Annotated in this window: 19 protein-coding genes; 13 read left to right on the plus strand and 6 right to left on the minus strand. The window is 71.4% G+C overall.

Annotation, left to right across the window (positions count from 1 at the left end):
• The 4 genes from FF041_RS06400 to FF041_RS06415 form a co-directional block, all read left to right on the plus strand.
• Window positions 1–710 (plus strand): serine hydrolase (locus FF041_RS06400; protein ID WP_153521401.1); only part of this gene is annotated, 710 nt, incomplete at its 5' end.
• A 41-nt stretch (window positions 711–751) separates the two neighbouring features.
• Window positions 752–4,660: an ABC transporter ATP-binding protein gene (locus tag FF041_RS06405; protein WP_153521402.1), complete on the plus strand. Its 3,909-nt coding sequence runs from the start codon at window positions 752–754 to the stop codon at window positions 4,658–4,660.
• A gap of 154 nt (window positions 4,661–4,814) precedes the next feature.
• Window positions 4,815–5,321 carry a hypothetical protein gene (locus tag FF041_RS06410; protein ID WP_323391368.1) on the plus strand — a complete coding sequence of 169 codons (507 nt, stop codon included), beginning with the start codon at window positions 4,815–4,817 and terminating at the stop codon, window positions 5,319–5,321.
• Window positions 5,322–5,448: 127 nt separating this feature from the next.
• The gene (locus tag FF041_RS06415; RefSeq protein WP_153521403.1) at window positions 5,449–6,897 is read left to right on the plus strand and encodes a S28 family serine protease; all 1,449 of its coding nucleotides are present in this window, start codon (window positions 5,449–5,451) and stop codon (window positions 6,895–6,897) included.
• 100 nt (window positions 6,898–6,997) lie between these two features.
• On the opposite strand, the gene FF041_RS06420 is transcribed toward FF041_RS06415, so the two are convergent.
• A complete protein-coding gene (locus FF041_RS06420; RefSeq protein WP_153521404.1) occupies window positions 6,998–8,815 on the minus strand; it encodes a glycoside hydrolase family 3 protein in 1,818 nt (605 codons plus the stop codon).
• Between the two features lie 469 nt (window positions 8,816–9,284).
• Here FF041_RS06420 and FF041_RS06425 point away from each other — a divergent pair, with 469 nt between their 5' ends.
• Window positions 9,285–10,679, plus strand: a complete 1,395-nt coding sequence (locus tag FF041_RS06425; RefSeq protein WP_153521405.1) for an RICIN domain-containing protein — start codon at window positions 9,285–9,287, stop codon at window positions 10,677–10,679.
• Between the two features lie 164 nt (window positions 10,680–10,843).
• Here FF041_RS06425 and FF041_RS06430 read toward each other — a convergent pair whose 3' ends face one another.
• On the minus strand, window positions 10,844–11,632 hold the full coding sequence (locus tag FF041_RS06430) for a sugar phosphate isomerase/epimerase family protein (RefSeq protein WP_153521406.1): 789 nt from the start codon (window positions 11,630–11,632) through the stop codon (window positions 10,844–10,846).
• A gap of 79 nt (window positions 11,633–11,711) precedes the next feature.
• Window positions 11,712–12,794 (minus strand): LacI family DNA-binding transcriptional regulator, encoded by a 1,083-nt coding sequence (locus FF041_RS06435; protein ID WP_153521407.1) that lies wholly within the window; start codon window positions 12,792–12,794, stop codon window positions 11,712–11,714.
• 331 nt (window positions 12,795–13,125) lie between these two features.
• Between FF041_RS06435 and FF041_RS06440 the strand changes: the two genes are divergently transcribed.
• From FF041_RS06440 to FF041_RS06470, 7 genes are all read left to right on the plus strand, one after another.
• Window positions 13,126–14,286 (plus strand): Gfo/Idh/MocA family protein, encoded by a 1,161-nt coding sequence (locus tag FF041_RS06440; RefSeq protein WP_323391369.1) that lies wholly within the window; start codon window positions 13,126–13,128, stop codon window positions 14,284–14,286.
• On the plus strand, window positions 14,283–15,503 hold the full coding sequence (locus FF041_RS06445; protein WP_153521408.1) for a dihydrodipicolinate synthase family protein: 1,221 nt from the start codon (window positions 14,283–14,285) through the stop codon (window positions 15,501–15,503). The genes FF041_RS06440 and FF041_RS06445 overlap by 4 nt, the downstream gene beginning before the upstream one ends.
• 56 nt (window positions 15,504–15,559) lie before the next feature.
• Window positions 15,560–16,357 (plus strand): sugar phosphate isomerase/epimerase family protein, encoded by a 798-nt coding sequence (locus FF041_RS06450; RefSeq protein WP_153521418.1) that lies wholly within the window; start codon window positions 15,560–15,562, stop codon window positions 16,355–16,357.
• Between the two features lie 390 nt (window positions 16,358–16,747).
• Entirely contained in the window at window positions 16,748–17,302 is a 555-nt protein-coding gene (locus FF041_RS06455; RefSeq protein ID WP_323371492.1) for a SigE family RNA polymerase sigma factor, read from the plus strand.
• Window positions 17,299–18,150 carry a hypothetical protein gene (locus FF041_RS06460; protein WP_153521409.1) on the plus strand — a complete coding sequence of 284 codons (852 nt, stop codon included), beginning with the start codon at window positions 17,299–17,301 and terminating at the stop codon, window positions 18,148–18,150. The genes FF041_RS06455 and FF041_RS06460 overlap by 4 nt, the downstream gene beginning before the upstream one ends.
• 235 nt (window positions 18,151–18,385) lie before the next feature.
• Window positions 18,386–20,593, plus strand: coding sequence for an SF1B family DNA helicase RecD2 (recD2, locus tag FF041_RS06465; protein WP_153521410.1), 2,208 nt, complete (start codon window positions 18,386–18,388; stop codon window positions 20,591–20,593).
• A 315-nt stretch (window positions 20,594–20,908) separates the two neighbouring features.
• Window positions 20,909–22,198, plus strand: coding sequence for a citrate synthase (locus FF041_RS06470; protein ID WP_323391370.1), 1,290 nt, complete (start codon window positions 20,909–20,911; stop codon window positions 22,196–22,198).
• 1,116 nt (window positions 22,199–23,314) lie between these two features.
• On the opposite strand, the gene FF041_RS06475 is transcribed toward FF041_RS06470, so the two are convergent.
• The 3 genes from FF041_RS06475 to FF041_RS06485 all read right to left on the minus strand — a co-directional run bounded on the left by FF041_RS06475 (window position 23,315) and on the right by FF041_RS06485 (window position 25,262).
• Complete coding sequence (locus tag FF041_RS06475) at window positions 23,315–23,635, minus strand: heavy-metal-associated domain-containing protein (RefSeq protein WP_153521412.1); 321 nt, start codon at window positions 23,633–23,635, stop codon at window positions 23,315–23,317.
• Between the two features lie 258 nt (window positions 23,636–23,893).
• Window positions 23,894–24,091, minus strand: coding sequence for a helix-turn-helix transcriptional regulator (locus tag FF041_RS06480; RefSeq protein WP_153521413.1), 198 nt, complete (start codon window positions 24,089–24,091; stop codon window positions 23,894–23,896).
• Window positions 24,092–24,350: 259 nt separating this feature from the next.
• The gene (locus FF041_RS06485; protein WP_153521414.1) at window positions 24,351–25,262 is read right to left on the minus strand and encodes a sugar phosphate isomerase/epimerase family protein; all 912 of its coding nucleotides are present in this window, start codon (window positions 25,260–25,262) and stop codon (window positions 24,351–24,353) included.
• Between the two features lie 130 nt (window positions 25,263–25,392).
• Here FF041_RS06485 and iolC point away from each other — a divergent pair.
• Window positions 25,393–26,468: 5-dehydro-2-deoxygluconokinase (gene iolC / locus FF041_RS06490; RefSeq protein ID WP_153521415.1), on the plus strand; the 1,076-nt coding region annotated here is incomplete at its 3' end.

The raw sequence follows: 26,468 nt of genomic DNA on the forward strand, positions 1-26,468 counted from the left end.
ACTCGGCCAGCGTCGTGAAGGTCACTGTCCTCGGCGCGCTCCTCCTCGACGCCCAGAGGCAGGAGCGCAAGCTGACCTCGCGCGAGAAGTCCCTCGCCAAGGCCATGATCACCAAGTCGGACAACGCCTCGACCTCCACCCTGTGGAAGCAGCTCGGCCCGACGAAGGTGAAACGTTTCATCAAGGCCGCCGGGATGACCGACACCACCCCCGGCGCGGACCGCTACTGGGGCCTCACCCAGATCACCGCCCGCGACCAGCAGCGTCTGCTCGGACGGCTGACCACGAAGAACTCCCTCCTCACCGACGACTCCCGCGCCTACGCCCGGAAGCTGATGGGCGAGGTCGTCCGCGACCAGCGCTGGGGCACCCCGGCCGGCGCCCCCGCCACCGCGACCGTCCAGGTGAAGAACGGCTGGCTGCCCCGGAAGACCCACGGCTGGCGGGTCCACTCCATCGGCGCCTTCACCGGCAAGGGGCACAACTACACGATCTCCATCCTCACCCATGGCAACAAGACCATGACGGACGGTGTGAACACCATCCAGGCCGTCTCCCGCGCGATCCACAAGCGCCTCAGCCCCAAGGCGCCCGCGCGCACCGCCTACGTACCCCCCGCCGTTCCGCACGAGGCCGTGCCCGCCACCCCGGAGCGCGCCGCGAGGGAATCCGTACCCGCCCACGGAACCCAGGGAACCGACGGAACGTAGCCGGGCACGCCCGCACCGCGACGGCTCCACCGCCCGGCGGGATGAAATCCGGGCCCCGGCGCGTTGGTGTCTTCCGGTGGGACATAACCAACGGGAGGCACCACGTGGCGGCGGCGAAGGCAGCGGCGGAACAAGCCGGAGGCCGGGCGGGGACCGGAGCCCGGAGCCCGGAGAGCGGCTGGGCGCGGAGGCTGTCCGGATACGCCTGGCGGTACCGGCGCAATGTGCTGCTCGCCCTCGGGTCCTCGCTCGCGGGCATGGCCGTCATGGCCCTGGTCCCCCTCATCACCAAAGTCGTCATCGACGATGTCATCGGTGACAGGACGCGTTCGCTGGCGGTCTGGACCGGTCTGCTCATAGCCGCGGCCGTCGTCGTCTACGGCCTCACCTATATACGCCGCTACTACGGCGGCCGGCTCGCCCTCGACGTCCAGCACGATCTGCGCACCGAGATGTACGCGACGATCACCCGGCTCGACGGCCGACGGCAGGACGAGCTCTCCACCGGGCAGGTCGTCGGCCGCGCCACCAGCGATCTCCAGCTGATCCAGGGCCTGCTCTTCATGCTCCCGATGACCATCGGGAACTTCCTGCTCTTCGCGATCTCCCTGGTGATCATGGCGTGGCTGTCGCTGCCGCTCACCCTGATCGCCCTCGCCGTCGCCCCCGCCCTCTGGTGGATCGCGGGCCGCAGCCGCACCCGGCTCCACCCCGCCACCTGGTACGCGCAGAGCCAGGCCGCCCAGGTCGCCGGGGTCGTCGACGGCGCGGTCTCCGGCGTACGGGTGGTCAAGGGCTTCGGCCAGGAGGAGCAGGAGGCCGGCAAGCTCCGCGACGCGGGCCGCAGGCTCTTCGCCGGACGGCTGCGCACCATCAAGCTCAACGCCCGCTACACCCCGGCCCTCCAGGCCGTCCCCGCCCTCGGCCAGGTCGCCATGCTGGCGGTCGGCGGCTGGCTCGCCACCCGCGGCCAGATCACGCTGGGCACCTTCGTCGCCTTCTCCGCCTATCTCGCCCAGCTCGTCGGCCCGGTCCGGATGCTCGCCGTCGTCCTCACCGTGGGCCAGCAGGCCCGCGCCGGTGTGGAGCGCGTACTGGAGCTCATCGACACCGAGCCGACCCTGAAGGACGGGACCAAGGAGCTGCCCGCCGACGCCCCGGCGACCGTCGAGTTCGACGGGGTGACCTTCGGCTACGACCCGGACCGGCCCGTCCTGGACGGATTCTCGCTGGAGATCGCCGAGGGCGAGACCGTCGCCGTCGTCGGCGCGTCCGGCAGCGGGAAGTCCACCGTCTCCCTGCTGCTGCCCCGTTTCTACGACGTCAGCCAGGGCGCGGTGCTCGTCGGCGGCCACGACGTCCGCGAGCTCACCACCGAGTCCCTGCGGGCCGCCATCGGACTCGTCCCCGAGGACAGCTTCCTCTTCTCCGACACCGTCCACGCCAACATCGCCTACGGAAAGCCCGACGCGACCCGCGAGGAGATCGAGACCGCCGCCCGCGCCGCCCAGGCGGATCGTTTCATCGCGGAGCTCCCCGAGGGCTACGACACCAAGGTCGGCGAACACGGACTCACCCTCTCCGGCGGCCAGCGCCAGCGCGTCGCCCTCGCCCGCGCCATCCTCACCGACCCCCGGCTCCTCCTCCTCGACGACGCCACCTCCGCCGTCGACGCCCGGGTGGAGCACGAGATCCACGAGGCGCTCCGCGCGGTCATGGCCGGACGCACCACCCTGCTGATCGCCCACCGCCGCTCCACCCTCCATCTCGCCGACCGCATCGCCGTCCTCGACGGCGGACGCCTCGCCGACATCGGCACCCACGAGGAGCTCACGGCCCGCTCGGCCCTCTACCGCAGGCTGCTCACCGACCCCGACGAGCTCGGCGGGGTCTCCCCGGGCCACACCCCGCCGCCGGCCACGGGGCCGGACGACGACCGCACCGTACGCGAGGAACTCGACGCGGAGTTCGACGCCGAGCGCGGCATCACCCCCCGGCTCTGGGTACGCGACGAGAGTGCCGCCGAGTCCGCCGCCCCGGGCGCGACCCCCGAACTGCTCGCCCAGGTCGAGGCGCTGCCGCCCGCCGACGACACCCCCCGTGTCGACGAGGCGCGGGCCACGCTCCCGGAGCACACCCACGGCGAGAGCCGGGGCCTGCGGATGCTGCTGCGCGGCTTCGGACTGCCGCTGCTGCTGAGCCTGCTGCTGGTCGCGATCGACGCGGGCATGGGTCTGCTGCTGCCGGTGCTGATCCGCCACGGCATCGACCAGGGAGTGGAGCAGACGGCGCTCGCCGCCGTCTGGGCCGCGTCCCTGCTCGCGCTCGGCACCGTGCTGGTGCAGTGGCTGGCGCAGACCGGCGAGATCCGGATGACCGGGCGTACCGGGGAGCGGGTGCTCTACGCCGTACGCCTGCGGATCTTCGCCCAGCTCCAGCGGCTCGGACTCGACTACTACGAGCGCGAACTGACCGGTCGGATCATGACCCGGATGACGACGGATGTGGACGCCCTGTCGACATTCCTCCAGACGGGCCTGGTCACCGCGTTCGTCTCGGTCGTCACCTTCTTCGGGATCATGGTGGCGCTGATCGTCATCGATCTCTCGCTGGCGCTGCTGGTCTTCGCGACCCTGCCGGTGCTGATCGTCGGCACCTGGTTCTTCCGCAAGCAGAGCGTGAAGGCGTACGAACTCGCCCGCGACCGGATCTCCGGCGTCAACGCCGACCTCCAGGAGTCGGTCTCCGGGCTGCGGATCGTGCAGGCGTTCGGCCGTGAGCGCGAGGGCAACCGGCGGTACGCAGAGGGCAGCGACAGCTACCGCAAGGCGCGGGTGCGCGGTCAGTGGCTGATCTCGGTGTACTTCCCCTTCGTCCAGCTGCTGTCGTCCGTCGCCGCCGCGGCCGTGCTGATCGTCGGCGCCAACCGGATCGAGGCGGGCACCCTCACCACGGGCGCGCTGGTGGCCTATCTGCTCTACATCGAGCTCTTCTTCGCCCCGGTGCAGCAGCTGTCCCAGGTCTTCGACGGCTATCAGCAGGCCGCCGTATCGCTGAAGCGCATCCAGGAGCTGCTGGAGGAGCGGCCCTCCACCCAGCCCGCGCGGACCCCCGCCGGGGTGCGCTCGCTCCAGGGCGAGATCGCCTTCGAGGGCGTGGACTTCGCGTACGGGGGCGAGGAGGAGGCCCTCACCGGGATCGAGCTGCGGATACCGGCGGGGCAGACGGTGGCGTTCGTCGGCGAGACCGGCGCGGGGAAGTCGACCCTGGTCAAGCTGGTCGCCCGGTTCTACGATCCGACGCGCGGCCGGGTGACCGTGGACGGCGCGGATCTGCGGGACCTGGACATGACGGCTTACCGGCACCGGCTCGGGGTCGTGCCCCAGGAGTCGTATCTCTTCGCGGGGACCGTCCGGGACTCGATCGCCTACGGCCGGCCCGGCGCGAGCGACGCCGAGGTGGAGGCGGCGGCCCGCGCGGTCGGCGCGCACGACATGATCGCCACGCTCGACGGCGGCTATCTCCATGACGTCGCCGAGCGCGGGCGCAATCTCTCGGCCGGGCAGCGCCAGCTGATAGCGCTGGCCCGCGCCGAGCTGGTCGACCCGGATGTCCTGCTGCTCGACGAGGCGACCGCCGCGCTCGATCTGGCCACGGAGGCCCAGGTCAACCAGGCCACCGACCGGCTCACCGGCCGCCGTACCACCCTGGTCGTCGCGCACCGGCTCACCACGGCCGCCCGCGCGGACCGGGTGATCGTGATGGCGGACGGCCGGGTCGCCGAGGACGGCACCCATGGGGAGCTCCTCGCCCTGGACGGGCGGTACGCGGCGCTGTGGCGCACCTTCACCGGCGAGGACGTTCCGGTGACCGCGGGGACGGCCGGGCGCGGCGGCGAGGACCGTCCCGAGGACCGGCCCGAGGACGGGCTCGCGGCGGTCGTGGCCTGAGCCGCTGCGGGGTGCGCGTGGCGTGCGTGGGGTGATCGTGTCCGAAAGCCCCCCGTTCAGCCGTGAGTCGCCCCGTCCACGACAACCAAACGGCCCGTACGAGCGTCGTACGGACGTAGGGGACGGGAAAGAGTCACTGCGAGGGGGAGCGGCGATGAGACTCGGGGGTACGGGGGAGATGAGGCTCAGCGGTACGGGGGACGGGTGGCCCGGCGGACAGGGCGCGGGTACGTGGGCTTCAGGGCCCGCGACGGCCCGGCACCCCGGCCGGAGGCACGGCACCCGGCTGCTGACCCGTTTCCTCGCCGTGCTGCTGATGGTGGCCGGAGGCATCGCCGCCGGTCCCGCCGCCCCGGCCACGGCCGCGGCCCTCCCCTCGGCCTGCTCCGGCAGCCCGGACCGGGTCTACCCCTTCGCCACCGGTGAGCTGCGGATCTACAAGAACCACCGCTACGCCTGCGCCGTCACCCATGCGAAACGGCCCGGTCTGCGGCGCACGATGTCCGTCTCCCTCCAGCCGCGCGGCGGCCGGGCCGTGATGGAGCGGGGCCGGTTCACCCGCAGGGCCGGACCGGTCTCCGTGCACGCCCTCCACCGCTGTGTCCGGGCCACCGGCAAGGTCTCCGGCACGGGACGGTCGACTGGCTGGATCCTCTGCTGACCGACTTGGCCGGATTCATCCTCCCTGTCGGTCTAATCATTGTGTTTTGCAGATAAATAACTCTGGCGGGTCGGGGGTTACCACCGCTAGGTTCGCCGCGAACCACAAATGGATCAGGGGAGGGTTCATGCGCAAGGCGCTCACAGGCGTGCTGTCGCTCGCGATGCTCGCAGGCACCGCGACCGCGGCCGGAGCGACCACCACCGGGGACACGGCGAATGGCGTGCAGACCGGACAGCAGGCGGCGGCACAGGACATCAAGGCCCGTATCCTCGCGATACCGGGCATGAGCCTGATAGAGGAGAAGCCCCACGCCGGCTACCGGTACTTCGTCCTCAACTACAAGCAGCCGATCGACCACCGGAACCCGGAGAAGGGCACCTTCAAGCAGCGGCTCACCCTGCTGCACAAGGACACTTCCCGTCCGACCGTGTTCTACACCAGCGGCTACAGCCTCTACACCGAGCCGTTCCGCAGCGAGCCCACGACGATCGTCGACGGCAACCAGGTCGCCATGGAGTATCGTTTCTTCACTCCTTCCCGGCCCAAGCCCGCCGACTGGTCCAAGCTCGACATCTGGCAGGCCGCCAGTGACCAGCACCGGATCTACACCGCGCTGAAGAAGATCTACGACAAGAACTGGATCGCCACCGGCGGCTCCAAGGGCGGTATGACCGCCACCTACTTCGAGCGCTTCTACCCGAAGGACATGGACGGCGTCGTCGCGTATGTCGCCCCCAACGACGTGGCGAACGACAAGGACGCCGCGTACGACGAGTTCTTCAGGAAGGTCGGCACCAAGGAGTGCCGTACCAAGCTGGACAACATCCAGCGCGAGGCCCTGATCCGCCGCACCCCGCTGAAGAAGATCTACAAGCAGTACGCCAAGGACAACAAGTTCACCTTCAAGACGGTCGGTTCGCTGGACAAGGCCTATGAGGCCGTCGTTCTCGACTACACGTTCGCCTTCTGGCAGTACAGCCTGGCCGCCGACTGCAAGAAGCTGCCGACCGCCAAGAAGCTCTCGGACCTTGAGCTCATGAACACCATCGACAAGGTCTCGGGCTTCTCGTTCTACACCGACCAGGGCCTGACGCCGTACACGCCGTACTACTACCAGGCCGGTACGGAACTGGGCGCGCCCGACATGAAGATGCCCCACCTCAAGGGGCTGACCCGCTACGGCTACCAGCAGCCGCGCAACTTCGTCCCGCGCGACATCAAGATGCGCTTCAAGCCGGATGTGATGGCGGGCGTCGACAAGTTCGTCCGTGAGAAGGCGAACCGGATGATGTTCGTCAACGGCCAGAACGACCCGTGGAGCTCGGAGCCGTTCCGCCTCGGCAAGGGCAGCCGGGACAGCTACGTCTACACGGTCCCCGGCGGCAACCACGGCTCCGATGTGGCGGGTCTGTCCGCCAAGCAGGAGGCCGCCGCCACCGCCTCGATCCTGGAGTGGGCGGGCGTCGCCCCGACCGCGGTCCGGCTGGACGAGTCGAAGGCCAGGCCGCTGGCGAAGCCCGACGCGAAGCTCGACAAGGTGGACATCGAGCGCGAGCGGGGTCTGCGCCCGTGACCTCCCTGACCTGAGGGACCGTGAAGTCAGCGCCCGTCGCCGTGCCGCGAGGTCACGGTGGCGGGCGCTGTTCAGCTTCGTGGAGCCGGGCGGGTCCGGATCAGTCGTCGTAGGACAGCCCGTGGCCCACGGGGAAGAGGACCTTCGTGGGGTCGTCGGCCCGCTGTACGGGGACGGGGAGCTCGCCGCCCGGTTCGGCGCGGCCCGCGATCACCCGGGCGACGGCGCGCATCTCGACATCCCCCCAGCAGTAGCTGGCGAGGGCGGCCCTGACCCCGCTGAGCTGGGCGATGTCATACGGGTTGCGGATGGCGACGGTGATCACCGGGACCCCGGTCGCGGCCAGTTTCCGCACCAGGGTGCGCTGCGCGCTGGCGGCGCTCACGTTCCGGGTGAGGACGACGATCGCGTTCTTGCCCGCCGCCGCGGCCACCGCGGCGTCGATCTGCGCCGTGGTCGGGGACTCGCCGGTGGGCAGCGCGGTCGTGAGGAAGCCGAGTCCGGTGAGGGCGTCGGCCAGCGCGGGCACGGAGGTGTGCTTATCGCTGGTGGGGAACTTCGGGTTCGCGCCGACGACCAGCAGATTCTTCTGCCGCCGCTTGCTCAGCGGCAGCAGCTCGCCCTTGTTGACCAGCAGGGTGGTGGCCCGCTCGGCGATATCGTCGGCGGTGGCGAGGTGCTTGCGGGTGCCGACCTTGCGGTCCACCTCCGCCGGGGAGACATACGGGTCGTCGAACAGCCCCAGCTTGTCCTTGAGCCGGAGGATCCGCAGAATCGACTCCTCCAGCCGGGCCTCGGTGAGTTCACCGCTCTTGACCGCCGCCAGCACCGCGTTCCAGGCGAGCGCCATGTTGTTCGGGTAGAGCAGCTGGTCGACGCCCGCCTTCAGGGCGAGGACGGGTACGCGCTCCTCCCCGTACTTGGTCATCACCCCCTTCATGTTGAGCGCGTCGGTCACGATGACCCCGTCGTAACCGAGTTCCTCGCGGAGTACGCCGGTGATGATCGGGTGCGAGAGGGTGGCCGGGTCGTCGCTCGGGTCCAGCGCGTGCACCTGGAGATGCGCGGTCATGATCGAGTCCACGCCCGCGGCGATGGCGGCCCGGAACGGCGGGGCGTCCAGCCGCTCCCACTCCTCACGGGTATGGGTGATCACCGGCAGATCCGTGTGGCTGTCCACGGCGGTGTCGCCGTGCCCGGGGAAGTGCTTGACGCAGGCGGCGACCCCCGCCCGCTGGTAGCCCCGGACCTGGGCGGCGGTCAGCCGGGCGGCCTCGGCGGGCTCGGAGCCGAAGGAGCGTACGTTGATGATCGGGTTGGCGGGGTTCACATTGACGTCGGCGACCGGGGCGTAGTTCTGGCGGATGCCCATCGCGGCCAGCTCGACACCGGCGATGTGCCCGGCGGTGCGCGCGGCGTCGGTGGAGCCGACCGCGCCCAGCCCCATCGCGCCCGGCAGCAGGGTGGCGGGGGCGCCGATCCGGGTGACGGAACCGTGCTCCTGGTCGACGGAGATCAGCAGCGGCACCTGGCCGGGGGTGCCGAGGGCGGCCCGCTGAAGGCCGTTGGAGAGATCCGCGATCTGCTGGGGGCGCTGGAGATTGCCCGACCAGACGAAGTAGATGATTCCGCCGAGGTGGTACTTGGCGATGGCCTCGGCGCCCGTACGGACGCCCAGGATCGCGAGGTTCGCCTCGACGGCCTCGGGGGAGGGCTCGGTGGCCGATGTGCCGCAGACGAACGGTACGAAGACCTGGCCGACCTTCTCCTCCAGACTCATCCCGGAGATGAGCTGTTTGAGGCGGTCCTCCCGCGCCCGGCCGTCGGCCACGGCGGGGGCGACGCCTGAGGCGACCGCCGCGGCGGTGACGGTCGTGGCAGCGAGGAGGCTGCGTCTGGAGAGGCTCCGGTTGTGCATAGGGGCTCCTTCCGGCCTTGCCTTACAAGGGAGTTGAAGGAAAATTCCAAAGACAAACGGATAACCGGAAAATATCCACCAGGTCAAGAGTGTGGCAAGGGTCACTACGCGCGGCGTTCGCAAGGTCACTGATACGGCGCAGGGTATGCCCGTCTATATATGCCTGTGGCATATTCCGGACCGCTGAGCAGCGAGGACGGTGAGAGCCGCCCTTGGGGCGGCCGGAAGGGGGGTCCTGGAGGGGCGCGGTGCGGTGCGGCTCGGGGCGGTGGTGCGGCGTGTACGTGCGAGTAGCGTCCCCTCGGTGCGGTGTGTACGTACGGGTGGGAGGCGTCCCCTCGGTTCGGTGTGTACGTACGGGTGGGAGGCGTCCCCGCGGTTCGGCGTGTACACGCGATAAACGGACCCGGGGCGAGGCGCGGGAGATCGTTCACCAGGCGTTGACAGGCTCCGGACAGACTCCGCTTCCATGAGCTTCAGAACAACGGCCGCACGGCTGAGGAAGACCGCCGTCCTCGCCCTGGCGACGGCCACGCTGAGCACCATGGCCGCCTCCGGCGCCATCGCCCAGGCGGCCCCGGTCGCCCCGGTCTCCCCCGACCCCGGGCGTTCCGCGAAGGCGGAACCCCGCTCGCTGGTCCACGAGGACAAGCGCATACCCTCCACCAAAAAGGCCACCCGGTCCGCCGCCGCGATGGCCGCGCCTTCCTGCGCCGGAGACGGCGTCAGCGGCCCCCGTATCCAGCTGATGTACGTACGGGGCGACCGCCAGCCCGACCGTCTGGAGGGGCTGCGCGGCCAGTTCATGTCCCGGGCGACCCAGATGAACAGCCGCTTCGTCACCAGCTCCGAGGCGATGGGCGAACGGCGGGAAGTCCGCTTCGTCCATGACTCCTCCTGCACGCCCACCGTCACCCGGGTGGTGATTCCGCAGGGCGCCATGGACGCCGGCAGCGACGCCGCCGTGAACGCGGTCAAGGCCGCGGGGCACGACCGCAACGACCGCAAGTACGTGCTCTGGACCGAGAACGACGTCTGCGGCCTCGGCTACGGCTTCGCCCACGACAAGCGGCCGGGCCAGGACAACCACCACAACGTCCGGGCCGGCCACCCGATGATCGGGCTCAAGAGCACCTGCTTCGCCAACCCCGACGTGGACACCCACGAACTGCTCCACACCATGGGCGCGGTGCAGCCCGGAGCGCCCGGCTCGACCGCCAACGGGCACTGCTACATACGCGGCGACCTCATGTGCTACAACGACGGCGGCATCCCCAACCCGCCCGGCGACATGATCGGCTGCCGGAACCCGGGTGAGGCCTGGATCGACTGCAACCGCGACTCCTACTTCAACCCGCGTCCCCAGCCGGGCAGCTATCTCGACCGGAACTGGAACATCGCGAACAGCGCGTTCCTGATCAGGGGCGACTCGGCCGGGCAGGTTCCGGGCACGGCCCGTCTGCTCAGCGCGGTCGGCGGCTGGGCCGCCGATGTGGACAACGCGAACACCGCCGACGGAACCAGGGTCAAGGCGGAGTACGACACCGGTCACGCCGCCCAGCGCTGGAATCTGACCCGGCAGGCGGACAACCGGTACCGGATCACGCCGTCCATCGCCACGGGCAAGGCCCTGGACTCCAACACCGACCGCGGCCGGGTGGTCGACGGGACCAGCTACTTCGCCCAGATCTGGAACTACTCCGGCTCCGACAACCAGAAGTGGAGTCTCCGTGAGGTCGCCGGCGGGCGGTACGAGATCGTCGGCAACGACGGCGGCTGTCTGACCGCCGGGTCCTACGGCAAGGTGCTGGGCGTCTGGAACTGCACCGGCTCCGACCACCAGCGCTGGAAGCTCGCGCCCTGACCGCCTGACCACCCTGTCCGACCGCCCCGCCGGCCGCCTCCGGCGGGGCGGTCCCGATCCTTCGGCAGCCCCGCCGCTCGCATGCGGCGGGGCTGCCGCGCCGTGTGCGGGGGCTCATCCCGCCGGAGAGCGCCCGGGCCGCCTGCGCCCAACCCGGGCGGGCCTCACCCCACCGGCCCGCACAGCCCCTCCAGAAACTCCCGCCCCGGCGTCAGCAGCCCCGGCAGCTCCCTCGCCTCCGGATACCACCGCTTCTCGTACTCCCAGCTCAGCCAGGCGCCCGGGGCGAGCCCCGACAGACACTCCGCCAGCGGCAGGGTCCCCGTCCCCAGGGGCAGGGGGGTGAGGTCGTCGCGTGACGCCACATCCTTGACCTGGACATAGCCCAGGAAGGGCGCGAGCGCGGCCCGCGCGGCGGCCGGTTCCTCACCGGCCAGCCAGGGATGCAGCACATCCCAGAGCGCGCCCGCGTGCCGATGGCCGACCGGCCCCAGGATGCGGGAGACCGCCGCCCCGGTCGGATGCGAGTCATGGGTCTCCAGCAGAATCCGTACGCCGACACCGGCCGCCGTCTCCGCCGCCGCGCCGAGCCTGCGCACGGCGTCGGTGCCCCCGATCTCCGGATCGCGGTCGCCGCCGCCCGGGAAGACCCTGACGAACGGCGCACCGAGATCCCCGGCCAGCCGGAGCAGCTCCCCGATCTCCTGGAGCACCTCGGCGTCGTCGCCCTCGGCCGCGACCCCCGTGTATCCGCAGACGGCGAGGATCTCGACGCCCGCCCGGGCGAACTCCCGTACTGCCTTCGCCCGTTCACGCTCTCCGAGAGCGGTGCTGACGGGTTCGTCGGGGGCTGTGCGCAGCTCCACCCCCTGATAGCCGCAGTCGGCGGCGAGGGCGGCCACCTCCGCGAGGGGCATCCCCGGCACGCCGAGGGTCGAGAAGGCGAGTTTCATGCGGGCGTTCCTCTCCTCGCGTTCCTTTCCTCGGGGCAGCCGCCGGCCCTGGCCGGCCGCCCAGGACTTCCGGGCCCCGCTACCCCCTCGGCGGAGCCGTGGACCCCCGTGTCATCAGGTCCGACCCGATCGTCGCGATGCCTCCCGGCGGCGGGTCCTCCTTCCCCATCGCCAGCCGCCCCGCCCGCGCCCCCGCCGCGAACAGCGGCAGCCGTACCGTCGTCAGTGCCGGTACCGCGTCCACCGAGAACGGCAGATCGTCGAAGCCCGCGACCGAGACGTCCTCCGGGATCCGCAGCCCCAGCTCCCGCACCGCGGCACACGCCCCCAGCGCCACCGTGTCGTTCGCCGCCACGATCGCCGTCAGCCCCGGGTCGCGGCGCAGCAGCTCACGCGTCGCGTCGTACCCCGAACTCCGGGTGTACGGACCGTGCACCGTCAGCCGGTCCTGATCCCCGGCGACCCCCGCCGCCGCCAGCGCCGCCCGGTGGCCCTCCAGCCGGTGCCGGGTCGTGGTCCGTTCCGTCGGACCGGCGACATAGCCGATGCTGCGGTGCCCCAGCGTGAGCAGATGCTCCGTCAGCCGCCGTCCCCCGCCCCGGTTGTCGAAGGCGAGCGCGGCGAGCACCGAGCCGTTCCGCGTCTCCGGAGCGCCCTCCGGCAGCGGAGGCCGCCCGCACAGCACCACCTTCGTCCCCGCGTCGGCGAGCCGTGCGAGCTTCGCGGACATCGCCGTGATGTGCGCCGGGTCCTCCAGCGCGCCCCCGGTGATCACCACGGCCGCCGCGCGCTGCCGTTGGAGCAGGGTGAGATAGGTCAGCTCCCGCTGCGGCGACCCCCCGGTGTTGCAGACCACGGCGAGCTTCTCGCCCCTGGCCCGCCCCGACGACCCCTCCGGCCCGCTGATCTCCGTCTGGGCGGCCCCGGCCATGATGCCGAAGAACGGGTCGGCGATGTCGTTGACGAGGATGCCGACCAGATCGGAGGTGGCGGCGGCGAGCGAGCTCGCCGGGCCGTTCAGCACATAGTCCAGCTCGTCGACCGCGCGCAGCACCCGCTCCCTGGTCGTGGCCGCGACCGGGTAATTGCCGTTGAGCACACGGGAGACGGTGGCCGGGGACACCCGGGCGCGCGCCGCGACATCCGCCAGGGTGACTGTCATCGCTCTTCCTCCGGGGGAGATGGGCCAGGCTCTTGTCCGGCTGCTGTCGGCAGGCTAGCGTCATACCCTCTAGAAAGCGCTTGCTACAGCTCTATCGAGCGAACACCGCCATAAAGAGCGATCCCGCCCGGAACCATGGCAGCGGATCGCGACCCGGACGGCCAGGGTTCGGATGGACAGACCGTCGCCCCGAGCCATGAGGACACTCCCCAGGACCACGGGGATCAGGCGCGCGGCGGCCCCCGAGCGCCCAACACGCCTGAGGCCGGGGCCACCTGAGGCCGGGGGCCGGAAGACATCTGAAGACACCGGGACCTCTGGAGGCAGCGTCGTGACACGCAGGACCGTGCGGATCGCCATGAACGGCGTCACGGGGCGGATGGGCTACCGCCAGCACCTGGTGCGCTCCCTCCTCGCCATCCGCGAGGAGGGCGGCCTCGACCTCGGCGACGGCGATGTGCTGTGGCCCGAACCCGTGCTCGTCGGCCGCCGCGAGAGCGCCCTGCGCGCCATCGCCGAACGCCACGGCCTCACCGACTGGTCGACCGATCTCGACGCCGTGCTCACCGCGCGGGGCGAGGCCGCCGTGGACGTCTACTTCGACGCCCAGATCACCTCCGCCCGCCCGGCGGCCGTCGCGCGCGCCATCGCCGCGGGCAAGCACGTCTACACCGAGAAGCCCACCGCCACCGGCCTCGCGAGCGCGCTGGAACTGGCCCGGCTCGCCGACGCCGCCGGCATCCGGCACGGCGTCGTCCAGGACAAGATCTTCCTCCCGGGCCTGCTCAAGCTGAAACGGCTGATCGACGGCGGCTTCTTCGGCGAGATCCTCTCCGTGCGCGGCGAGTTCGGCTACTGGGTCTTCGAGGGCGACTGGCAGGACGCCCAGCGCCCCTCCTGGAACTACCGCGCCGAGGACGGCGGCGGCATCGCCCTCGACATGTTCCCGCACTGGTCGTATGTGCTCCGCGAACTGTTCGGCAAGGTCACCACGGTGATGGCGCACACCGCCACCCATGTCCCGCGCCGCTGGGACGAACACGGCACGCCGTACGCGGCGACCGCCGACGACGCGGCGTACGCGGTGCTCCAGCTGGAGAGCGGGGCCGTGGCGCAGATCAACTCCTCCTGGGCGGTCCGGGTGATGCGCGATGAGCTGGTCGAGTTCCAGGTCGACGGGGTCCAGGGCTCCGCGCTCGCCGGGCTGCGCCGCTGCCGGGTCCAGCACCGCTCCGCCACCCCCAAACCCGTGTGGAACCCCGATCTCCCGGCTACCGAGCCCTTCCGCGAACAGTGGCAGGAGGTGCCGGACAACGCCGAGTTCGGCAATGGCTTCCGGGCGCAGTGGGAGCTGTTTCTGCGTCATGTCGCCTTGGGCGGGCCCTATCGCTGGGATCTGCTGGAGGGCGCGCGCGGAGTGCAGCTCGCCGAGCTCGCGCTGCGCTCCTCTGCCGAGGGACGCAGGCTGGACGTGCCGGAGCTGACGCTATGAGCATCCGGCTGCCCGGCGCGGACGGCGGGCTGCGGGTCCACACGCCCCGGCCGGTTCCGGCCCCGGTCGTCACCGTCACCGGAGGGGGTCCGCTCCGCTCCCGTACCCTCTTCGCCGCCGCCCATGTCGTCGCGGACCCCTTCGCCGACCCGCACGCCTCCGCCGTCGACTGGGACGCCACCCTCGCCTTCCGCCGCCATCTCTGGTCGCACGGACTGGGCGTCGCGGAGGCGATGGACACCGCGCAGCGCGGCATGGGGCTGGACTGGACGGCGGCGGCGGAGCTGATCCGGCGGTCGGCGGCCGAGGCCCGGTCGGCGGGCGGCGCGATCGCCTGCGGCGTCGGCACGGACCAGCTCACCGGCCCCGCCCCGCTCGGCGCGGTCCGCCGGGCGTACGAGGAGCAGCTGGCGATCGTGGAGGGGACCGGGGCCCAGCCGATCGTGATGGCGTCCCGGGCGCTCGCGGCGATCGCCCGCGGCCCGGAGGAGTATCTCGATGTGTACGACGGGCTGCTGCGGCAGTCCGGCGGCCGGGTGATCCTGCACTGGCTCGGCCCGATGTTCGATCCGGCGCTGGAGGGGTACTGGGGCAGCACCGATCTCTCCGCCGCGACCGATGTCTTCCTCGATGTCGTCGCGGCTCATCCGGACAAGGTGGACGGCGTCAAGATCTCGCTGCTGGACGCGGGGCGCGAGATCGCGCTGCGCCGGCGGCTCCCGGCGGGTGTGCGCTGCTACACGGGCGACGACTTCCACTATCCGGAGCTGATCGCGGGCGATGAACAGGGTTTCAGCCATGCCCTGCTGGGTGTCCTCGACCCGCTGGGGCCGGTGGCCGCCGACGCCGTACGCGCTCTGGACGCGGGGGGTCCGGGGGACGGTGCGAGCGGTCCGAGCGCCCTCGCGGGCGTACGCGCTCCGGGCAGCGGTGCCGGCGTACGCGCCTTCCGGGCCCGGCTCGATCCGACCGTTCCCCTCGCCCGGCATCTCTTCGAGCCGCCGACCCGCTACTACAAGACCGGCGTGGTGCTGCTGGCCTGGCTGGCGGGCCGTCAGCGGCACTTCGCGATGGTCGGCGGGCTCCAGTCGGCGCGTTCGCTGCCGCATCTCGCCCGTGCGTACGAACTCGCCGACGAGCAGGGCCTCTTCCCCGATCCCGCGCTGGCGGAGCACCGGATGAGAACACTGCTCGGGATGTACGGAGTCGACGCGTGAAGCGCCCGGACGACATTCCGGAGGACGCTGTGGCGGACCGTTTCAGCATCAATCAGATGACCGTGAAGCAGCTGTCGCTGCCCGAACTGACCGCAGCCTGCGCGCGTCTCGGCGTCACCCGTGTCGGTCTGTGGCGCGAACCGGTAGGGGCGTACGGAGTGGAGAAGGCGGCGCGGCTCGTCGCCGGGGCGGGGCTGACCGTCACCAGCCTCTGCCGGGGCGGCTTCCTCACGGCGGCCGAACCCGGCGCGCGGCTGCGCGCCCTGGACGACAACCGGTCGGCCATCGACGAGGCGGCGGCCCTGGGCACGGAGACCCTGGTGCTGGTCAGCGGCGGACTGCCGCCGGGCAGCCGGGATCTGAGTGCCGCCCGGGAGCGGATCGCGGACGCGCTCCACGTCCTCGCTCCCCACGCGGCGGAGCGGGGCGTACGGCTGGCGATCGAACCGCTGCACCCGATGTACGCGGCCGACCGCTGCGTGGTCTCCACGCTCGCTCAGGCGCTGGAGCTGGCGGAGCGGTTCCCGGCCCCGCGGGTGGGCGTGGTGGTGGACACGTACCACGTCTGGTGGGACGACACCGCGCCCGCGGCGGTGACGAGGGCGGGCGCGGCGGGCCGTATCCATGCCTTCCAGGTCGCCGACTGGACGACCCCGCTGCCGCGGGGGGTGCTCACCGGCCGGGGACAGCTGGGCGACGGCGCGGTCGAACTGCGCCGCTGGCGGGAGCGGGTGGACGCGGCGGGGTACCGGGGGCCGATCGAGGCGGAGCTCTTCAACGACGGGCTGTGGGCGCGGGACGGGGCGGAGGTGCTGGCCGAGACGGTTCGGCGCTTCATCGAACACGTCCTGTGAGGAGGGCCGCCCGGCATCCCGGAAGAATCTTTCGCGCCATGACATAGCCGGCGGTCCGCCGCACCGTCTGAGAGATGTACGCGTTCGGGGCAAGCGGCTCGGAACACCGGTGACGGCGGTGGAGGAAACATGAGGGACAGGGCGTCCGCGTCCGGTGAGGACGGTGTGCGGCCCCCGGCGGGCCGGGCCCGGGGAAGGCGTCGGTACGGGCACGGGCACGGGTACCGGCACGGGCCCGGGCCGGTCATGGCGTACGCCGCCGGGGAAGGAACCGCGGGCGGCACGATCGGCACCGTCGGGACGGGTGTCACCACGCGCTGAGGCGCACCTCGCGAACCGTGCCCGCGGCACGGAAGGCGAACAGCGGCCCCTGACCGGAGGACCCCTGTTGTGAAGACGAGCGCGGAGGCCGAGTTCCGGGCATTCGTGGTCACCCGGTGGCCGCGGATGCTCCGAACCGCCCGCCTCCTCACCGGAAACCACCATGACGCGGAGGACTTGGTGCAGGTGGCCCTGGCCAAGGCGTATGTGAAGTGGGAGCGGGTGCAGCGCGCGGACAACCCCGACGCGTATGTCTGGCGCATCATGATCAACGCCAATGCGGACCGGCTGCGGCTGTTGCGGGTCCGGGAGTGGCTGACCAACAGATTCCCGGAGACGGCGGCGCCGGACCGCACGGACGGCATCGCCGAGCGCGGTGCGCTGGCCGACGCCCTTCAGCGGCTTTCGGCCAGACAGCGGGCGGTGATCGTGCTGCGGTATCTGGAGGACCACAGTGAGACGGAGGTGGCCCGGATGCTGGGCACCCGTGTCGGCACGGTGCGCAGCCACACCGCCCGCGCGCTGTGCAGGCTGCGTGAGCAGCCGGGCGTCTGCGAGACCAGGGCGGGTCTCCCGCCGGCCCGCCGGGGGGCGGGGCCGGTGACCCAGGAGGCCCGCCCGTGAACGACGAGGAGAGGTGCGACGGCGGTACGCGTGAGGGCGGCGGCACGCAGGCCGGCGGCCGGGCCGTGGACGGCGGAGGCGTCCACGGCCGGCGGGTGAACGGCAGGAGGGTCCACGGCTCGCGCCTGGGGGATGGAACGGCGGCCGGGTCCGAGGCGCTCCTTAGGGTGGAACTGCGCCGGGAGGCGGATGCCTCCCCGGTCGGGTGGCCCCCGATCGAGGAGGTGGTCCGCCGGGGCCGCAGGGCACGCCGGCGCCGCGCCGCGACCACGACGGGGGCGGTGGTCGCGGCGGCGCTGGCGGTGGTCGGCTATGGCGCGGTGCCGGAGCTGAAGGGGGCCAGGCCGACCGCTCCGCCCGCCACCAGCGTTCCCGGGCCGGCGCCGACGATGCTCTCCCCGTCCCATGTGCGGACCGTGGAGCCGGACCGGGCCTTCGGCATCGGCCGTGAGGTGCGGGTGGCGCTGATGTCGAGCGGGCGGCAGAGCTTCGTGGTGGGCGCGGAGGAGATCGAGAGCGGCATCGCGGCCCGGACCGGCCGGGACGATGTGGGCGAGAACATCGGCGCCAACAGCGTGAGCACGGGCTACTCGCCCCGTTGGGGGCTGGTGAGCGGGGCGTTCCGGACGGACGCGGTGCCCCGGCGGATCGAGGTGCGGGCGCTGGGCGGCCGGAGCTATACGGCGGCGCTGCTGCGGCTGCCCGGCGACCCCGGCTGGGGGGTGTACTACGCGTTCGTGGACCTCGGGCGGAGGGCGGTGTACGAGGTGACGGCCTATGCCGCGGACGGCCGGGTGCAGGCCCGGGCGAGATACGAGATGGGGGCGCCGGACCCGCCGCCGAGATGAGCGCGCGGGGGCGGAACCGTACGCGGGCGAGGGGTGTCGTATCAGTCGTCAAGGCTCCCGGGGGAACGGCCGGGGGGACTGGTGGAGCCTTGCCGGAGGGGGAAGAGGAAGGGGCCCGGCCGGTCGGCCGGGCCCCTTCCGGGGGTTCGGGGCCTTCCAGCGATTGCGGACGGCGCGGACGGGAGTTGTCCACAGGCGGGAGCGGGGTGTCCGACGTCGGGGGTAGCGTCGGATCATGTCCAATCCAGCAGTGCTCGAAGGCGTTCTCGAGCGGATCACCTACGCCAACGAGGAGAACGGGTACACGGTGGCCCGGGTCGACACCGGCCGGGGCGCCGGGGATCTCCTCACGGTGGTCGGCTCGCTGCTCGGCGCGCAGGTGGGCGAGTCCCTGCGGATGGAGGGCCGCTGGGGCTCCCACCCGCAGTACGGCAAGCAGTTCACCGTCGAGAACTACACGACGGTCCTCCCGGCCACCGTCCAGGGCATCCGCCGCTATCTCGGCTCCGGCCTGATCAAGGGCATCGGCCCGAAGATCGCCGAGCGGATCGTGGACCACTTCGGCGTCGACACCCTCGATGTGATCGAGCAGGAGCCCAAGAGACTGATCGAGGTCCCCGGACTGGGCCCGAAGCGGACGAAGTTGATCGGCGCGGCGTGGGAGGAGCAGAAGGCCATCAAAGAGGTGATGGTCTTCCTCCAGGGCGTCGGCGTCTCCACCTCCATCGCCGTGCGCATCTACAAGAAGTACGAGGACGCCTCCATCTCGGTCGTGCGGAACCAGCCCTACCGGCTGGCGGCGGACGTGTGGGGCATCGGGTTCCTCACCGCCGACCGGATCGCCCAGGCCGTGGGCATCCCGCACGACAGCCCGGAGCGGGTGAAGGCCGGCCTTCAGTACGCGCTGTCGCAATCCACCGACCAGGGGCACTGCTTCCTGCCGGAGGAGAAGCTGATCGCGGACGCGGTGAAGCTGCTCCAGGTGGACACCGGTCTCGTCATCGACTGCCTCGGGGAGCTCGCGGCGGACCCGGAGGGCGTGGTCCGGGAGACGGTTCCCGCGCCGGACGGCGGGGAGCCGCTGACGGCGGTCTTCCTGGTGCCCTTCCACCGTGCGGAGCTCTCGCTCTCCGCCCAGGTGCAGCGGCTGCTGCGGGCCGCGGACGACCGGCTTCCGGCCTTCCGGGACGTGGACTGGGAGAAGGCGCTCGCCTGGCTCGCGCGGCGTACGGGGGCGGAGCTGGCGCCCGAGCAGGAGGCGGCCGTCCGGCTCGCCCTGACCAGCCGGGTGGCGGTGCTGACGGGCGGCCCGGGGTGCGGAAAGTCCTTCACCGTACGGTCGGTGGTCGAGCTGGCCCGTGCCAAGCGGGCCAAGGTGGTGCTGGCCGCCCCCACCGGCCGCGCGGCGAAACGGCTCTCGGAGCTGACCGGGGCCGAGGCGTCCACGGTCCACCGGCTGCTGGAGCTCAAGCCGGGCGGTGACGCGGCCTATGACCGGGACCGGCCGCTGGACGCGGATCTGGTGGTGGTGGACGAGGCGTCGATGCTGGATCTGCTGCTGGCCAACAAGCTGGTGAAGGCGGTCGCGCCCGGTGCGCATCTGCTGCTGGTAGGGGATGTGGACCAGCTGCCGAGCGTGGGCGCGGGCGAGGTGCTGCGCGATCTGCTCGCCGAGGGCGGCCCGGTGCCGAGCGTCCGGCTGACGCGGATCTTCCGGCAGGCCCAGCAGTCCGGGGTGGTCACCAACGCCCATCGCATCAACTCCGGCGCACCGCCCATCACCAAGGGCCTGACCGATTTCTTCTTCTTCGCGGAGGAGGAGACGGAGGACGCGGGACGGCTCACCGTGGATGTGGCGGCGCGAAGGATTCCGGCCAAGTTCGGTCTCGACCCACGGCGGGACATCCAGGTTCTGGCCCCGATGCACCGGGGGCCGGCGGGCGCGGGCACCCTCAACGGGCTGCTTCAGCAGGCGATTACCCCCGCCCGGCCGGATGTGGCGGAGAAGCGCTTCGGCGGCCGGATCTTCCGGGTCGGCGACAAGGTCACCCAGATCCGCAACAACTACGAGAAGGGGGCGAACGGCGTCTTCAACGGCACGGTCGGGGTCGTGACCTCGCTCCTCCCGGACGACCAGCGGCTGACCGTGCTGACGGACGAGGACGAGGAGATCCCCTACGACTTCGACGAGCTGGACGAGCTGGCCCACGCCTATGCGGTGACCATCCACCGCTCGCAGGGCAGCGAGTACCCGGCGGTGGTGATCCCGGTCACCACCGGAGCCTGGATGATGCTTCAGCGCAATCTGCTCTACACGGCCGTCACCCGGGCGAAGAAACTCGTGGTCCTGGTCGGCTCGCGCAAGGCGATAGGGCAGGCGGTGCGCACGGTTTCCGCAGGCAGGCGCTTCACGGCCCTGGACCACCGGCTGGCGGGCGGCTGATGGGAGGGCCTCCCGGCGGTCGGCGGCGCCCCCGTCCGGCGCTCCGATCGGCCCTCCGGCGGCGGCTGATCGGGGCCTCGTGGGGCCCCTTCGGGTGCTCCGCCGGGTGGGGGAAGCCCTCCCGCCCGGGGGTGGGAAACGCCACCCCGACTTCCAGAATCAGGGCGAACGGGGCAGGATGAGCAGGTTGGCGGCACTGAGTGCCGCCAATAGGCCCATGGGTCGACCCCGAGTGCACTCTGCTGAGCCAAATGGGGGATGGTAGAGACAGTCAGGGCACCTCGAAGAAGAGGCACTACGTCGGTGAGGGATGACGTGAGCGACAACTCTGTAGTACTGCGGTACGCGGACGGTGAATACACCTACCCGGTGGCTGAGAGCACCGTCGGCGACAAGGGCTTCGACATCGGGAAGCTCCGAGCCCAGACCGGTCTGGTGACCCTGGACAGCGGCTACGGCAATACGGCCGCGTATAAATCGGCGATCACCTATCTCGACGGTGAGCAGGGCATCCTGCGCTACCGCGGCTACCCCATCGAGCAGCTGGCGGAGCACTCCAGCTTCCTTGAGGTGGCGTATCTGCTCATCAACGGCGAGCTTCCGACCGTCGACGAGCAGTCGGCCTTCAAGGACGAGATCACCCAGCACACGCTGCTGCACGAGGACGTCAAGCGGTTCTTCGACGGATTCCCGCGCGACGCCCACCCGATGGCGATGCTGTCCTCCGTGGTCAGCGCGCTGTCGACGTTCTACCAGGACAGCCACAACCCGTTCGACGAGAAGCAGCGCCACCTCTCCACGATCCGGCTGCTCGCCAAGCTGCCGACGATCGCGGCGTACGCGTACAAGAAGTCGATCGGCCACCCCTTCGTCTACCCGCGCAACGACCTCGGGTACGTGGAGAACTTCCTGCGGATGACGTTCTCGGTCCCCGCCCAGGAGTACGACCTCGACCCGGTCGTGGTCGCGGCGCTCGACAAGCTCCTGATCCTGCACGCGGACCACGAGCAGAACTGTTCGACCTCCACGGTCCGGCTGGTCGGCTCCTCGCAGGCGAACATGTTCGCCTCGATCTCCGCGGGCATCTCGGCCCTCTGGGGCCCGCTGCACGGCGGCGCCAACCAGTCGGTGCTGGAGATGCTGGAGGGCATCCAGGCCTCCGGCGGCGACGTCGACTCCTTCATCCGCAAGGTGAAGAACAAGGAGGACGGCGTCCGGCTGATGGGCTTCGGCCACCGTGTCTACAAGAACTTCGACCCCCGGGCGAAGATCATCAAGGCTGCGGCGCACGATGTCCTCTCGGCGCTCGGCAAGTCCGACGAGCTGCTCGACATCGCCCTGAAGCTGGAGGAGCACGCGCTGTCCGACGACTACTTCGTCGAGCGCAAGCTCTACCCGAACGTCGACTTCTACACCGGCCTGATCTACCGGGCCATGGGCTTCCCGACCGAGATGTTCACCGTGCTCTTCGCGCTCGGCCGGCTGCCCGGCTGGATCGCCCAGTGGCACGAGATGATCAAGGAGCCGGGTTCCCGCATCGGCCGTCCGCGCCAGATCTACACGGGCGTGGTCGAGCGCGACTTCGTCCCGGTGGAGGCTCGCTGACGCAGGCGTCCGGAGGCCGCCCGGCCACCGGGCCCGCCGACGCCGGGCGCGGAGCGTGACATCTGCCGCTTCCGCGCCCCGCACGGCCCTGTGGCGGGCGTACGGCCCTGGCGGCGTCCCATCGGGTCCATCGAGGCGGCCGTCGGCCGTCCGGCCCCGCAAACGGCGAAAGCGCCCCGCCGCCGATCCCCCCACGGGTCGGCGCGCGGGGCGCTTTCCATATCCCCGGAGCGGATTCCCCCCACGGGATCCGGCCGGGTGTCTGTGTGCCGCGTACTTCCACGCGGTCTGCCGGGGTACGTACGCACGGGAGGGCCGCTCAAAGCTCCCCGGGCACGTGCCCCGGCCAACGCTTGCCTGGGTCGTCCCCCAAGACAACCCATGAACGTCCCCCAAGACGTTCTCGGCATCGCCCACATAGACTCATGAAGAGCCTGAATGGTTACCCCCAAATATCTGTGATCTAGGTCTCTTTGTGAAGGTCTTGTGCGTCACATGTAGCCGCCCGAAGGGCTGGGGGCGCCGGCCGCCCGGTATCGCAAAGGCGGGCGAAAAGGCCGCGGCGATTTCGGTGATCATGCGGCTGAGCAGGCGAGATGCCGTCATGGGCGGTGCGGTCGCGGTATCGCCGAAACCCCGGAAAAGTTTCCTCCCGGCGGCGGCGGGCGTCCGCTGTGCGAGACGGATCACATCTATGGCGAGACGCAGATCACCCCGTAGAGGGGTGAGTTGGGCGGCCTCGGCCGAGACATCGGCGGCGGGGGTCCGCGGCGGGCTCCGATTCCCCGGGTGCGGCGGTGGCGGATGTGACGGCCGGTGCCGACGGGACGGGGTTCCGTCCGGGGTGCGGGGCGGGGTTCTGTTCGGGCCCTGGGGCCGGGTTCCGATGGGACCGTACGGCCGGGTTTCGTCCGGGGTGCGGGGCCGGGTTTCGTCCGGACCGTAAGGCAGGGTTCCGTCCGGACCGTAAGGCCCGTTTCTGTCCGGGGTATGGGGCCGGGCCGTACCCGGCCAGTCGGTGCTGGTCGGATACGGCCCGGAGTGCGGGGCGCGGACGGTCCGGCGCGGCGGCCTCCGGGAGGGAGGCGGCCCGGCCGTCCGGTGTGCGGTGCGGGGTCAGCCGGCCAGGCCGACCAGTTCGTAGCCCGCCTCGTCCACGGCGGCGCGTACGGCCGCCTCGTCCAGCGGGGCCTCGGAGACCACGGTCACCCGGCCGGTCGCGGCGACGGCCGTCACGGAGGTGACGCCCGCGATGGCGGAGACCTCGGCCGAGATCGCGCCCTCGCAGTGGCCGCAGGTCATCCCGGAGACCTCGTAGACGGCGGTGACGCCCGCCCCGGCCTCGGCGTCCGCCGCGCCCGTGCCGCAGGAGCTGCCGCCGCAGCAGCTGGAGGCGGCGGCGGTCTCGGTGATCTCGATCTCGGTCTTCGCGGTCATGTCGGTCTCCTCGCGGGGCGTCTGAGAGGCGCTCAGGCGGCGCATATGTGGCGTACCGGGGCCCCGGATGCTCCCGGGCCCCTGTGATGCTCACTATACAATACCCCTAGGGGGTATCAAGGGATCCCGGTGGGCCGGTGCGGCGCGGTCGCCCACGGCCGGGGCGGGGCGGGAGACGGCCCGGACGGGAGACGGCCCGGACGGGAGACGGCCCGGTCCCGCGCCCCTAGCGGGGTGCGGGACCGGGCCGTCAGGGGCTCAGCTTCTTCTGCCTCTGTACCCCGGGCGGTTGGCCACCCAGACCCGGATGGTCTCGGCGTGCCAGTAGGATTTACCGCCCTCCACCAGATCGGGCGGCGGGAGAATGCCGTGCTTGCGGTAGGAGCGGACGGTGTCGGGCTGTACCCGGATGTGAGCGGCGATGTCCTTGTACGACCAGAGCCTGCGGTCCGTCATCGGTGTGACACCTCCCTAGCGCGCACGGCAGCGGCGGCCGGGGGACCGCCGAAGGGCCTGTCGCGCGAGCGCTGGCGATCACTGAGCCTGCGCCCGCGCGGCGCTCACGTGGAGGGGGAGAGCGGTGATGTTGAACGGCTGTGACGGAAGGCCCGCGTAATGAAGACATGTGTGATGAGCGGGCGACAACCATGACGGATACCGCACGTTGAGCTCAGGAGCCGCAGGGGTCTCAGAGGTCGCAGGGCCCTCGGCGGGCTCAGGCCCCGCAGGAGCGCAGGAACCGGCGGGTCCGCCGCGCGATCGGGAACGGCTTGTCCGGCGGACAAGGATACATGTCCTGCTCGACGATGGCGAAGAGCTCCACGTCCAGCGCCTGTGCCGCGGCGAGCACGGGCTCCAGCGCGGGCACCCCGGACGGGGGCTCGCACATCACCCCCCGGCCCACGGCGGGCCCGAACGGCAGCTGTTCGGCGACGACTCCGGCCAGGATCTCCGGGTCCACCTGCTTGAGATGCAGATAGCCGATCCGCTCGCCATAGGTCTCGATCAGCTTGACGCTGTCGCCGCCGCAGTAGGCGTAGTGCCCGGTGTCGAGACAGAGCGAGACCAGCCCGGAATCGGTGGCGTCGAGGAAACGGCCGACGTTCTCCTCGCTGTCGATATGGGTGTCCGCATGCGGATGGACGACGATCCGCAGCCCGTACCGCTCCCGCACCTCACGGCCCAGCCGCTCGGTCTGAGCGGTCAGATCGCGCCACTGTGCGGGGGTGAGGACGCTGTCCTCCAGCACCCTGCCGGTCTTGTCGTCCCGCCAGAAGGACGGGATGACGACCAGATGCTCCGCGCCCATCGCGCGGGTGAGCTCGGCGATGTCCGCGACATGGGCCCAGGTCTTCTCCCAGACGGCGGGGCCGTGGTGCAGCCCGGTGAAGACCGTTCCGGCGGAGACCCTCAGCCCGCGCCGGGCGGTCTCCTCGGCGAGTACGGCGGGGTCGCTGGGGAGATAGCCGTAGGGGCCCAGCTCGATCCACTCGTAACCGGCGTCGGCGACCTCGTCGAGGAAGCGCCGCCAGGGCACCTGCCGAGGGTCGTCGGGAAACCACACCCCCCAGGAGTCGGGGGCCGAGCCGACCCGGATGCGGTTCAGGGAGGGGACGGGGGAGGTCATGCCGATGAGCTTCCGGTTGGCGGGATATGGGTGTCAAGCCAACGTCCGAATGTCAGGACAAAATGTTGACAGGGTCGGACGGGGGCCACTAGACCTGGGGAGAGCCGGGCGTCGAACCGAAGGGACGGGCATGACTGGGCCGTACGACCCTCAGCCGTACGACGTGATCACCATGGGGCGGATCGGAGTGGACCTCTATCCGCTGCGGACCGGGGTCCCGCTGGCACAGGTGGACGCCTTCGGGAAGTTCCTCGGCGGCTCGGCGTCGAATGTCGCCGTGGGCGCGGCCCGGCTCGGCCGGCGCACCGCGGTGATCACCCGCACCGGGCGGGACGCCTTCGGGGACTATCTCCACCAGGCGCTGGAGGAGTTCGGCGTGGACGACCGCTGGGTGACGCCGGTGCCCGAGTATCCGACCCCGGTCACCTTCTGCGAGATCTTCCCCCCGGACCACTTCCCGCTCTACTTCTACCGGCAGCCCAAGGCCCCCGATCTGGAGATCCGCGAGCAGGAGCTCGACCTGGCCGCCATCGCCGGGGCCCGGGTCTTCTGGATGACCGGCACCGGACTCTGCGCCGAGCCGAGCCGCGGCGCGACCCTGGCCGCGCTCGCGCACCGCGACCGCCGCGGCGTCACGGTCTTCGATCTCGACTGGCGGCCGATGTTCTGGGCCGACCCGGACACGGCGCGGCCGTACTACCGCCGGGCCCTCGCCCATGCCACCGTCGCCGTCGGCAATCCGGAGGAGTGCGAGATCGCCACCGGGGAGCGGGAGCCGGCCGCGGCGGCCCGCGCCCTGCTGGCCGCCGGGGCCGAGCTCGCGGTGGTCAAGCAGGGACCCGAGGGAGTGCTCGCCCTGCACCGCGACGGCTCCCGGGCCGAGGTGCCCCCGGTCCCCGTCACCGTGGTCAACGGGCTCGGCGCGGGAGACGCCTTCGGCGGGGCGCTCTGCCATGGGCTGCTCTCCGGCTGGAAGCTGGAGCGGATCATGCGGTACGCCAACGCCGCCGGGGCGATCGTGGCGGCGCGGCTGGCCTGTTCCACCGCCATGCCCTACCCGGACGAGGTCGAGCAGGTGCTCGCGGGCGGCCCGGTCCCGCCCTCGCCGACGCCCCCGCCCGAGCCTCCGGCGACCGCCCCGGACTCCGCCACGGCCTGGACGGCGCGGCCCGGCTCCGCGTACGCCGCCCACGCCCCGGCGTCCCC

Origin of the sequence: Streptomyces jumonjinensis (assembly GCF_009600885.1) — a bacterium.
Taxonomy (GTDB): Bacteria; Actinomycetota; Actinomycetes; order Streptomycetales; family Streptomycetaceae; genus Streptomyces; species Streptomyces jumonjinensis.